General features: G+C 68.8%; 12 protein-coding genes and 1 pseudogene. 7 read left to right on the top strand and 6 right to left on the bottom strand.

Features of this window, described 5'->3' with window-relative positions; translation table 11 throughout:
* Window positions 1-148: pseudogene (locus CWC60_RS18265) on the top strand (IS3 family transposase); the annotation flags it as partial.
* 410 nt (window positions 149-558) lie between these two features.
* Here the strand turns inward: CWC60_RS18265 and CWC60_RS18260 are convergent.
* Both CWC60_RS18260 and CWC60_RS18255 read right to left on the bottom strand, forming a co-directional pair.
* Entirely contained in the window at window positions 559-795 is a 237-nt protein-coding gene (locus CWC60_RS18260) for a hypothetical protein (protein WP_109795345.1), read from the bottom strand.
* 74 nt (window positions 796-869) lie between these two features.
* Entirely contained in the window at window positions 870-1352 is a 483-nt protein-coding gene (locus CWC60_RS18255) for a VOC family protein (protein ID WP_109795344.1), read from the bottom strand.
* Between the two features lie 140 nt (window positions 1353-1492).
* Here CWC60_RS18255 and CWC60_RS18250 point away from each other — a divergent pair, with 140 nt between their 5' ends.
* Window positions 1493-2050: an acyloxyacyl hydrolase gene (locus tag CWC60_RS18250; RefSeq protein ID WP_206420015.1), complete on the top strand. Its 558-nt coding sequence runs from the start codon at window positions 1493-1495 to the stop codon at window positions 2048-2050.
* Window positions 2051-2251: 201 nt separating this feature from the next.
* On the top strand, window positions 2252-2434 hold the full coding sequence (locus tag CWC60_RS18245; protein WP_109795342.1) for a hypothetical protein: 183 nt from the start codon (window positions 2252-2254) through the stop codon (window positions 2432-2434).
* On the opposite strand, the gene CWC60_RS18240 is transcribed toward CWC60_RS18245, so the two are convergent.
* Window positions 2431-3543 carry an App1 family protein gene (locus CWC60_RS18240; protein ID WP_109795341.1) on the bottom strand — a complete coding sequence of 371 codons (1113 nt, stop codon included), beginning with the start codon at window positions 3541-3543 and terminating at the stop codon, window positions 2431-2433. The genes CWC60_RS18245 and CWC60_RS18240 overlap by 4 nt on opposite strands.
* Before the next feature lie 155 nt (window positions 3544-3698).
* On the opposite strand from CWC60_RS18240, the gene CWC60_RS18235 reads away from it, so the two are divergent.
* Window positions 3699-4637: an AEC family transporter gene (locus CWC60_RS18235; RefSeq protein WP_165787551.1), complete on the top strand. Its 939-nt coding sequence runs from the start codon at window positions 3699-3701 to the stop codon at window positions 4635-4637.
* A 9-nt stretch (window positions 4638-4646) separates the two neighbouring features.
* Here the strand turns inward: CWC60_RS18235 and CWC60_RS18230 are convergent, their stop codons facing one another.
* Window positions 4647-5270, bottom strand: coding sequence for an NAD(P)-dependent oxidoreductase (locus CWC60_RS18230; protein ID WP_109795339.1), 624 nt, complete (start codon window positions 5268-5270; stop codon window positions 4647-4649).
* A gap of 72 nt (window positions 5271-5342) precedes the next feature.
* Here CWC60_RS18230 and CWC60_RS18225 point away from each other — a divergent pair, with 72 nt between their 5' ends.
* Window positions 5343-5936 (top strand): TetR/AcrR family transcriptional regulator, encoded by a 594-nt coding sequence (locus CWC60_RS18225; RefSeq protein ID WP_109795338.1) that lies wholly within the window; start codon window positions 5343-5345, stop codon window positions 5934-5936.
* 20 nt (window positions 5937-5956) lie between these two features.
* Here CWC60_RS18225 and CWC60_RS18220 read toward each other — a convergent pair whose 3' ends face one another.
* Window positions 5957-6949: a WD40/YVTN/BNR-like repeat-containing protein gene (locus CWC60_RS18220; RefSeq protein WP_109795337.1), complete on the bottom strand. Its 993-nt coding sequence runs from the start codon at window positions 6947-6949 to the stop codon at window positions 5957-5959.
* 120 nt (window positions 6950-7069) lie between these two features.
* Here CWC60_RS18220 and gmd point away from each other — a divergent pair, with 120 nt between their 5' ends.
* Both gmd and CWC60_RS18210 read left to right on the top strand, forming a co-directional pair.
* On the top strand, window positions 7070-8119 hold the full coding sequence (gmd, locus tag CWC60_RS18215) for a GDP-mannose 4,6-dehydratase (protein ID WP_165787550.1): 1050 nt from the start codon (window positions 7070-7072) through the stop codon (window positions 8117-8119).
* 1 nt (window position 8120) lies between these two features.
* Complete coding sequence (locus CWC60_RS18210; RefSeq protein WP_109795336.1) at window positions 8121-9080, top strand: GDP-L-fucose synthase family protein; 960 nt, start codon at window positions 8121-8123, stop codon at window positions 9078-9080.
* Here the strand turns inward: CWC60_RS18210 and CWC60_RS18205 are convergent.
* Window positions 9064-10077: a hypothetical protein gene (locus CWC60_RS18205; protein ID WP_109795335.1), complete on the bottom strand. Its 1014-nt coding sequence runs from the start codon at window positions 10075-10077 to the stop codon at window positions 9064-9066. The two genes, CWC60_RS18210 and CWC60_RS18205, sit on opposite strands and share 17 nt — an antisense overlap.
* Window positions 10078-10133 lie beyond the last annotated feature (56 nt).

The raw sequence follows: 10133 nt of genomic DNA, 5'->3' as shown, positions 1-10133 counted from the left end.
CTCGTTCGAGGCCGTCGAGTTCGCTACCCTCGAATGGGTCGACTGGTTCAACAATCGCCGGCTGCTGGAGCCCATCGGCAACATCCCGCCGGCCGAAGCCGAGGAGCGCTACTACGCCATGCCGGAGCAATCCGCCGTGGCCGCATGACTCAAACGAAACTGCCTCCGGGAAACTCGGCGCGGTTCACAGTGACCACTGGCTCGGTTTTGTGCTATCGGCGGTGATCGTAAGCCCTATTGTTTTCAGTGTGTGGATTTTTGTTGATACAGCCAATGCGCTGCACATTACCACGGGACCAGACACAGTCAGTGTGTCGCCCCGTTTGGTAGCGGTTATTGGCGTCGGGATACTTTCACTTGCCACGATTTTCGGCGTTCTTTTTGGGAAGGTTGACCTTCATATCGGTGCGAGCCGGAATGGCCTTTCGGCAAGAGCAACAGCCAAGGGTAGCAGAATGTCGAATACGGCTCGATCGTGGGATCTAGATGTTGAGGACGCAAAACTACTAGACGAAGACTAACCGCCGATACAACCTAACGTCCATCTAAGGTCTCAAGTCACTCACACCGGTACGTGACGGTGCCATCCAGGACGTTGTCGGGCGCCAGGCGGGCGGTCTTGCCGTATTCGGCGCAGTGCTCGGCCGCGCGCGCCGCGGTTTCCTTGTCCTGCCAGAGCGCGATCTCGTCGAAGCGGACGAATTCGCTGTTGCCGAATTCCGGTTCCGGATGGCCGCAGGCGGCGAGCCCGGCGGCGATGGCCGCCAGCGCGGCGATGGTGGTGACGCGGATCATGCTTGCCCCTCTCCTGTCGTTCACGGCCCAGAGGCTAACCCGGCGTGGGCGGACGGGAAAGCCGCTCCCGCGTTTCAGGCCCGCTTCGCCGCCTGCCAGCGGTCGAGAATGCCGCGGGCGTCGTTCTTCGCCGGGTCGAGCGCCGCGTCATGGTTGTCGCGCACGGCCGTCAGCTCGACGACATAGCCGTCGGGATCGCGGAAATAGATCGAATCGATGAAGCCGTGATCGGAGATCCCGCGGGTCTCGATGCCGGCGGCGCGGCCCTTTTCCATCATCGGCTCCAGCGCCTCCCGCGGCACCTTCAGCGCGATGTGCAGGTCGAAATCGTGCTGGTCCTTGAATTCGAAGGGCTGCTCCGGCGCCTCGAAGAAGGCGAGGCAGGAGCCGTCCTCCATCCGGAAGAAGGTGTGCAGGACGTCGGCCCGGCGGCCGGTCTGGGTGCGCTCAATCCAGAGCGAGCCCACCAGCGGCAGGCCGAGGAAATCCTCGTAGAAGGCGCGGGTCTCCCCGGAATCGCTGCAGCGCCAGGCGTTGTGGTGCAGGCCCTGGATCATCGTCGGTCCCTCCGTTCGCTGCGTCGGACTGTCCGCCCATGATACCGCGTTCCGCCCCGCCGGGACAGGGCCGGACGAACGGTTCCCGCCGCCGCGGCGATGCCCTATCATCGGACGCTGGCCGACAGTGGAGGCGCGCCTTGCATCGACTGGCCCTATCCTGCGCCGCGGCGCTGGCCTGCCTGGGCTGGACGGCCGCACAGCCCGCGGCGGCGGACCCGCCGTCGGAGGGCCTGTTGCACGAGGCGAAGATCGGCCTGCTGCACCACGACACGGGCGGCCTGTGGAGCGGCTTCCGCCGCGAGGACGGGCTGGATATCAGCCTGGAACTGCAGTTCTCGCGCCACTGGGAAGTGCTGGGCGGGCGGCTCCGGCCTGCGCTGGGCGCCACCATCAACACCGCCGGCGACACCTCCAAGGCCTATCTCGACGCCCGCTGGCAGTACGATTTCGAGGCCGGACCCTTCGTCGCCTTCGGCCTCGGCGCGGCGGTCCACAACGGCGACCTGGCGCCGCGGAGCGCGGACCGCAAGGCGCTGGGCTCGCGGGTGCTGTTCCACATCCCCCTGGAGATCGGTTTCCGCTTCGCCGGCCGCCACAGCGTCTCGGCCTATTTCGATCATGTTTCCAACGGCTTCCTCGCCGACTTCAACGAGGGCCAGGACACCATCGGCGTGCGCTACGGCATCCGGTTCTAGGGCGTTCCGCCATCCGGCGGCAGCGTCAGACACCTGTCGCATCACCCCCGCCCGGCTCCGGGTCGCGCAGGCAATGACGACCGCTCCGGGCCGCGGGCGAGACGGCGCGCGGGAAAATTTCCGCACGCCCCTTCACGAATCCTCAACCGATACCAGATATGGGCGTCTTCCGGCTTCCCCTCCAGCTTCGAGTGTCCCGCCATGTCCGATACCGGAACCCGTTCCGACCGCGCCGCCCGCGTCGAGGCGATCCTCTCCCAGGGCGTCATCCTGACGCTCGCCGCCGGCGTGCTGGCGCTGTTCGTCCTGGGCCTCGACGGCGGCAAGCCGCACGCGCCCGCCGCCCCCGCCCCATCCGGCGCGGCGGCGCCCGACCGCGGCTAGTCCGCAGCCGCCGGAGCCGGCTTCATCCCGCCTTCGGCCGCCTTTTCCGCCAGCACGTCCTGCAGGTCGGCCTCCGAGATCAGGCCGAGCCCGGCGGCGTGGCGCGCCATCTCGAAGCTGTCGTCAGCGAGGACCAGCGGGCTGTGGCCGTCCGCGTCCAGGCGCCGGGCCAGTTCCTCGACGGCGCGGTCGCGCTTCGGGCGGGTGACGTCGCGGATGTAGACCGCCGCGACGCGGCCGGGATGGTCGCGCACGATGCGGGCGTAGATCTCCGGATCGTGCTGGCCGCTGTCGCCGATCAGCACCACGCGGTAGTCGGGGTAGATCGCCAGCATGGCCTCGATCAGGCCGCGCTTGTGGTCGACGGCGCGGCGCGGCAGGGGCCGCTGCAGCGTCAGGCCCCAGTCGCGCAGGAACAGCACCGGCCCCTCGGGGATCCGGTGCAGGCGGAAGAAGGTCTCCAGCACCTCGTAGAGGCTCCAGGGCCCGCGCGAGACATAGACCATCGGGTTGCGCTCCTCGCCCGAGGGCCCGCGGTGCAGCGCCTGATAGAAGGCGGCGACGCCGGGAAAGGCGGTGCGGCTCTCAGCGCCGGCGACGAACAGCCGCCAGAGCATGGCCAGCGTGTTGCCGACGCCGGTGAACATCACCGTGTCGTCGATGTCGCTGATCACCAGATGCCGCGCGGCGGGCGGCGGCACGAAGACATGCGCCTCGTCTTCCACCGTCTCCCCCCGGTGGTTCAGGGTCAGTTTCATGGCATGCCACATCCCGTCCCGCGGCAGCGGCCGGGCGGGCTTCAGCCGCACCGCGAAGAAGCCGGACCGGTCGGCGGTGACCCGCACCGTGGCGCCGGCGAAGCGGGCCTCGAGTTCGGCATGGCGGTAGCCGCGGCGCAGGAAGCGGCGCAGAACGTCGACCAGGTCGCGGCTGGCCGGGTCGGACCGTTCTCCCAGGCCGAAGGGCGGCTGGCGCAGGACGCGCCCCAGCACCATGACCTCCCCGCCATTGCCGCAGCCGCGCCAGGCCTGGATAACGGGACCGCCGCGGCCCCCGCTGGTCCGCGCGGGCCGCGCGAGGCGGCGGATCAGACGGCGGAGCGCGCTCATGACCGGCCGGCCCCGCGGGCGGCGGCGGCGATCGCGGGCCTGCGGTGAATGGTTCGGACCATTGATTCCAGCTAGGCGGCCGGCGCGCCGTTGCAATGCCCCCGGGGCCGATGCGCCGCATGGCGCGGGCGCGGAGGCAACGCTATTGGCGGGCCATGGAGCCCATCGTCAACATCGTCCTGCCGGTCTTCGCCATCGTCGCCGCGGGCTATCTCTGCGGCCGGCGCGGCCTGCTGGGCGACGACAGTTCGCGCGCACTCAACAGCTTCGTCTACTGGGTGGCGCTGCCGGCGCTGCTGTTCCGCGCCATGGCGACCGTGGACCTGGACAGCATCCACGAGCCCGATTTCCTGCTGGGCTTCGCGGGCGCGATCGTCCTTCTCTGGACGGCTTCCATCCTGGTGGCGAAGTTCGTCTTCGGGCGCAGCCTGGCGGAGGCCGCGCTCCACGGCATGAACGGCGTCTACGGCAATACCGGCTACATGGGCATTCCGCTGGCCATCGCCGCCTGGGGCGAGGCGGCGGCGCTGCCGGCGATCATGGCGACGGTGATCGCCGCGCTCATCGTCGGCGTCGCCATCTTCCTGATCGAGGCCGGCGGCCGCGGCGCGGCAAGTCCCGGCCGGGTGGCGCTGACCGCCGCCGGCGCGGTGGTGAAGAACCCGATGATCGCCGCGCCGGTGCTGGGGCTTCTCTGGGCCGCCGGCGGGCTCGATCTGCCGGTTCCCGTGGACGCCTTCACCGGCATCCTGGGCGCAGCGGCCGGACCCTGCGCGCTGTTCGCCATCGGACTGTTCATGGTCGGCAAGCCGACCAGCGAAGGGCGCATCGAGGTCGGCGTCATGACCGCCACCAAGCTGCTGGTCCAGCCGGCGCTGACGGCGGTTCTGGTCTTCCTCGTCTTCCCCGCCGATCCGCTCTGGGCCAAGGTCGCGGTGCTGATGGCGGCGCTGCCGACGGGCGCCGGCAGCTTCGTGCTGGCGCAGGCCTACGGAATCTACGTGCTGCGCACGTCCTCCGTGATCCTGGCCAGCACGGTGCTGTCGGTGGCGACGGTCTCCGTCATCTTCCTCTGCTTCCCGCCCGGCGTCTGAACCATCCGGTCAGTAGGAAAGCGCCGCCACGCGGCGCAGATAGCCGCCGCCAGACAACGCGCCCAGCATGAAATGGGCGACATCGGCGCGGGAGACCTTCAACTGCAGCCGGTCCGCCGCCGAGAGCGCGCCGTGACGGTAGTCGCCGGTCAGATCGCCGTCGGTGAAGGCGCCCGGCCGCACCAGGGTCCAGTCGAGATCGCTCTCGCGCACCGCCTGCTCCTGCGTCTGATGGTCGGCATAGGCCGCCCGCAACAGCAGACCGAACATGATCCGCTTCCAGAAGAAGTTCAGCAGGTGACGGCTGTCCCCCGCGCCGAGCGTGGAGAGGCAGACCAGCCGCTTCGGGCCGTGCCGTTCCATGGCGGCGATGATGTTGCGGGTCCCCGCCGCGCGCACATTGCCGTGCCGGCCGGCGCCCAGGGCGACCACCACCGCGTCCTGGCCATGCACCGCGCGGGCCACGGCCTCCGCATCCAGCACGTCGCCCAGCTGGTGGACGAGATTCGGGTTCTCCGGTTCGCGTGCCGGCGCCGTGCGCTGGAAGGCGGTGACGCGATGCCCTTCGGCCAAGGCCTGGCGGACGACGTGACGGCCGATCGAGCCGGTGGCGCCGAAGACGATGATGTTCATTTCCCTTCTCCATGTCCGGTCACTTGACACTGTGTCAATTGACATCGTGTCAATTAGAGATGACTTTACAGCATGTCAAGTCCCGATACCGACACGAAGACCCGGATATTCCGGGCCACGATCGAGCTGCTGGAAAGCGGCGAGACCGCCAGGCTGCGCATGGCCGACATCGCCCGGAAGGCGGGCGTCTCGCGCCAGGCGCTCTATCTCCACTTCGACAGCCGCGCCGACCTGCTGGTGGCGGCGACGCGCTTCCAGGACGAGGAGAAGGGCACGGCACGGCGTCTTGCCCCCAGCCGCACGGCGCAGACCGGCGCCGAACGGCTGGACGCCTTCGTCGCCGCCTGGACGGCCTACATTCCGGAGGTCTATCCGGCGGCGCGGGCGCTGCTGGCGATCTACGAGTCAGACCCCGAGGCCGCCGCGGCGTGGGACCAGCGAATGGCGGACATGAAGGAAGGCTGCGCCGCGGCCATCGGGGCGCTGGCGCGCGACGGCATGCTTTCGCCGGGTTTCACGGCGGACGCGGCAACGGACATGCTCTGGACCCTGCTGTCCGTACGGAACTGGGAACTGCTGGTGCTCAGGAGCGGCTGGTCGCAGCCGACCTATGAGGCGACCCTGCTGGCCAGCGCGCGCAAGCTGTTCGTGGCGGGACCGGAGTGACGGGCGGGGCCGGCAGACCCTCAGTCGGCGTGGATCGCGAGCACCGACGGCATCCCCTCGCCCAGCTTCGACCACCCGGCCGACGCAGAGACCCGCCAGAGCTCGCCGTTGTCGGTGCCGACCAGCACGCCGCCCGGGCGTTCCGGATCGGTGGTGAGGCCGTGAAAGTTCGGCGCGGAAGGCGAATGGGCTTCGTCGCAGAGCGAGCGCCAGTTTCCGCCGCCGTCCTCGGAGCGGTAGAGCATGGCCCCCGCCCCGCCTTCGTCCCTGTAGTGGGAGAACGCCGTCGGCGCGCTGGCCACCGTCAGCGCCACGCCGCCGCGGCCGTCGACGCACATGGGCCGGGCATAGCGCGGTGTGATGCCCTTCCAGGCATAGGCCCAGTTCCGGCCGCCATCGTCGGAGCGGAAGACGCCGGCATTGCCCTCCACCATTTCCGCAATGCCGTCGAAGCGGCCATAGCCGGTGGAGGCGTAGAAGACACCCGGCTGCGCCGGATCCGCGAACATCATGTGCAGGTCCGGATTGCCGCCGGGCATGACGAGGTTCCAGCTCCGGCCGCGGTCCTCGCTCAGCATGACGCCGCCGACCTCGACGCCCACGGCGATCCGCTTCGGATCGTCCGGGTCGACGACGATGGCCCGCGCCCGGCCGGGCAGCGGCGGGTCGACCGGCACGCACCAGCGCGACGCCTCGGGCGACCGCGTGAAGCTCTCGATCTCGGCCCAGCTTTCGCCGCCATCCTCGCTGCGGAACAGGCCCGCCGGCTGGGTGCCGGCATAGATCGCGCCGTCGCCCGCCTGCCGGATCTGCCAGACTTCCCGGTCCGCCAGCGCCGCGCAGCGCCAGCGCCCGCCGTCGTCATCGGAGATCCACAGGCCTTCCGCGGTGCCGGCCATGAGCCGGCCGCCGGCGCGCACGATGTCGCGCACGCCGCGCGCCGTGAGCGTCTGGATCGGCGCCCCGCCATTGATCCGGAAGATGCCCCTGCTGGTTCCCGCCAGGATATCCATGACCGCCCTCCCCTTGATTGCCGCCGCGGCCCATCATAACAGAGCGGCGCACGCTCTGGATTATTTGCGCCGCGCGTGGCATCACGCGCGCTCGACCGAGCGCAGAAAGGCAGACGGCAGATGACCGACATCCGGCGGGCCCTGATCACCGGCATCACGGGGCAGGACGGCTCCTACCTGGCCGAGTTGCTGCTGGCCAAGGGCTACGAGGTCCATGGCATCGTCCGGCGCGCGTCGACCTTCACCACCGAGCGCATCGACCACATCTACCAGGATCCGCACGAAAGTCATCTGAGGCTGAAGCTGCACTATGGCGACCTCTCCGACGGCACCGGGCTCAGGCGCGTCCTCGAGATGGCGCGGCCCGAAGAGGTCTATAATCTGGGCGCCCAGAGCCACGTCCGCGTGAGCTTCGACCAGCCCGAATACACCGCCGACATCGTCGGCACCGGCACGCTGCGGCTGCTGGAGGCGCTGCGCGACTACACCCAGAACACCGGGCGGCAGGTGAAGCTCTATCAGGCCGGCAGTTCGGAGATGTTCGGCGCCGCGCCGCCGCCGCAGGGCGAGACGACGGCCTTCTATCCGCGCAGTCCCTATGCCGTGGGCAAGGTCGCCGGCTACTGGTTTTCCGTGAACTACCGCGAGGCCTACGGCCTGTTCGTCTGCAATGGAATCCTGTTCAATCACGAGAGCCCGCGCCGCGGCGAAACTTTCGTCACGCGCAAGATCACACGTGCTGTCGGACGCATCAAGATGGGCCTGCAGGACAGGCTGTTCCTCGGCAATCTGGACGCGAAGCGCGACTGGGGCTTCGCCGGCGACTTTGTCGAGGGCATGTGGCGGATGCTGCAGCAGGACGAGCCCGACGATTACGTCCTCGCCACCGGCGAGGCGCATTCGGTGCGCGAATTCCTGGACCTCGCCTTCGCCCATGCCGGCCTGGCCCCCGAGGCGCATGTCGAGTTCGACCCGCGTTACCTGCGCCCGACAGAGGTCGACCACCTGCTGGGCGACCCTTCGAAGGCGCGGGAGAAGCTGGGCTGGACGCCGAAAGTCGGGTTCGAGGAACTGGTGCGCATGATGGTCGATAACGACATGGAACTGGCGCGGCGCGAGCGCACGCTGAAGGACGCCGGCCACCTGGTGTCGACCCAGGCGGAGCGCTGAGATGACCGCTCCCGGCAGGGACGATCCGATCTACGTCGCCGGCCACCGCGGCCTTGTCGGCTCGGCGGTGTTGCGCGATCTGGAGGCAGCGGGCTACCGCAACATCATCACCCGCGCCTCCTGGGAACTGGACCTGCGCGAGCAGCAGGCCGTGCGCGACTTCTTCGGCACCGAGAAGCCGGCCTGGGTGGTCTGCGCGGCGGCGAAGGTCGGCGGCATCGTCGCCAACAACGACTATCCGGGCGAGTTCATCCACGACAACCTCGCCATCCAGACCAACGTCATCGAGAACTGCCGCGCGGCCGGCGTGCGGAAGCTGATCTATCTCGGCTCCACCTGCATCTATCCGAAGATGGCGCCCCAGCCGATCCGGGAGGAGCATCTGCTGACCGGTCCGCTGGAGCCGACCAACGAGGCCTACGCCATCGCCAAGATCGCCGGTCTGAAGATGTGCGAGGCCTACCGCAAGCAGTACGGCCTGCAGTCGGTCACGCTGATGGCGACCAATCTCTACGGACCCGGCGACAACTTCGACCTGGAACGCAGTCACGTCATCCCGGCGCTGATGCGCAAGGCCCACGAGGCGAAGCTGGCCGGCGCGCCGGCGATGGAGGTCTGGGGCACGGGCAGCCCCCTGAGGGAGTTCCTCCATGTCGACGACATGGCCTCGGCCGTGCGCTTCTGCCTGGAGAACGACGTGCCGCACTCCATGGTCAACGTCGGCACGGGCGACGAGATTTCCATCGCCGACCTGACCCGGCTGATCTGCGAGGTGGTGGGATTCGATGGCGAGCTTCGTTTCGACACCACGAAACCGGACGGGACGCCCCGAAAGCTGGCCGATTCGTCTCGGCTCCGCGGCCTCGGCTGGCGGCCGGCGATTGGCCTGCGGGAGGGACTGGCGGCGACCTATGACTGGATGTTGAAGACCGTGGACCTGCGGCTCAACGCCAGCGCCTGATGTTGGCGCGCCGCCAGCGCGTCTTCCCCAGCACGTAGCGGAACAGCGCCGCCGGCTGTTCGCGAAACAGCATGTGGCGGCTGAGGATCTCTGCCCGACCCGGGCCGGCCGGCAGGTCGGCGGCGCGCTCGACCACCTCGCCGACGAAGTTCGGAATGGTCCACTCTTCCATCACGCGCCGCCGCGCCTCGACGATCGCCGGCAGGCGTCGTTCATATTCGCCCGCCGCCATCGCTTCCCGGATGACCGCCGCGGCGCCCGCCGGATCGTCGATGTCGATGGGGATGAAGCTTTCGGGCGGGAAGTAGTCCCCGGCATCGGGACAGCCGGCGTAGAACGGCAGGCAATAGCCAAGGAAGGCGTCGGAGAGCTTTTCCGTCCAGTGATGGGGGCCGATGTGGTTCTCGACGGCGACATGGTAGCGGGAGACATCCAGCGCCTCCGCCTTCTTCTCCACCGGCCGGAAATGACGTCCGTAGTGCTCCATTTCCGGCAACGCCTTCGACAGCGCCTCCAGGAAGACGTAACGGCGGTAGTTGAGCGTGTGCTTCGCCTGCTTGGGGGACATGAAGGTGGAGAGCCCGATGGTCTTCTCCGGCGGGACGGGATGGCGCACCGCATCCGCCACGCCGCCATAGTACCAGATGCCGACCGGGGGCATGTCGCGCCGGCCCGGATGGGCAAGGGCCGACGGCTCGTGGCTGGTCAGCACATGGGCGAACTGCGCCAGGTAGTCGGGACCGTAATAGCGGATCGACGACGGCTCGTAGGTCATCAGGATGGTGTTCGACGGCGGGCAGGCGAGAACCTCGCGGTTGAGGCTCAGCTTCTCACCGCTGCGGCGCGGCAGGTCGTCATAGACGACGAACCAGTCATAGTCCCGCGCCGCCGGGTCGAGCACGAACTCATGGCCGGGATAGCGCCGCGGCAGGTCCGTGAAGTGTGCCGGCTCGAGGCGATTCTTGGCGACGATCTTGATGCGGACGCTGCGTGACATGCGGGGAACTCGGGCCGGCCGGGACAGGGCCCGTTGTCATAGAACAAGATCGCGAC

This window comes from Minwuia thermotolerans (assembly GCF_002924445.1).
GTDB lineage: Bacteria > Pseudomonadota > Alphaproteobacteria > Minwuiales > Minwuiaceae > Minwuia > Minwuia thermotolerans.
The sequence above is the reverse complement of the archived record's forward strand: the minus strand, read 5'-3'. Positions and strand labels throughout refer to the sequence as shown.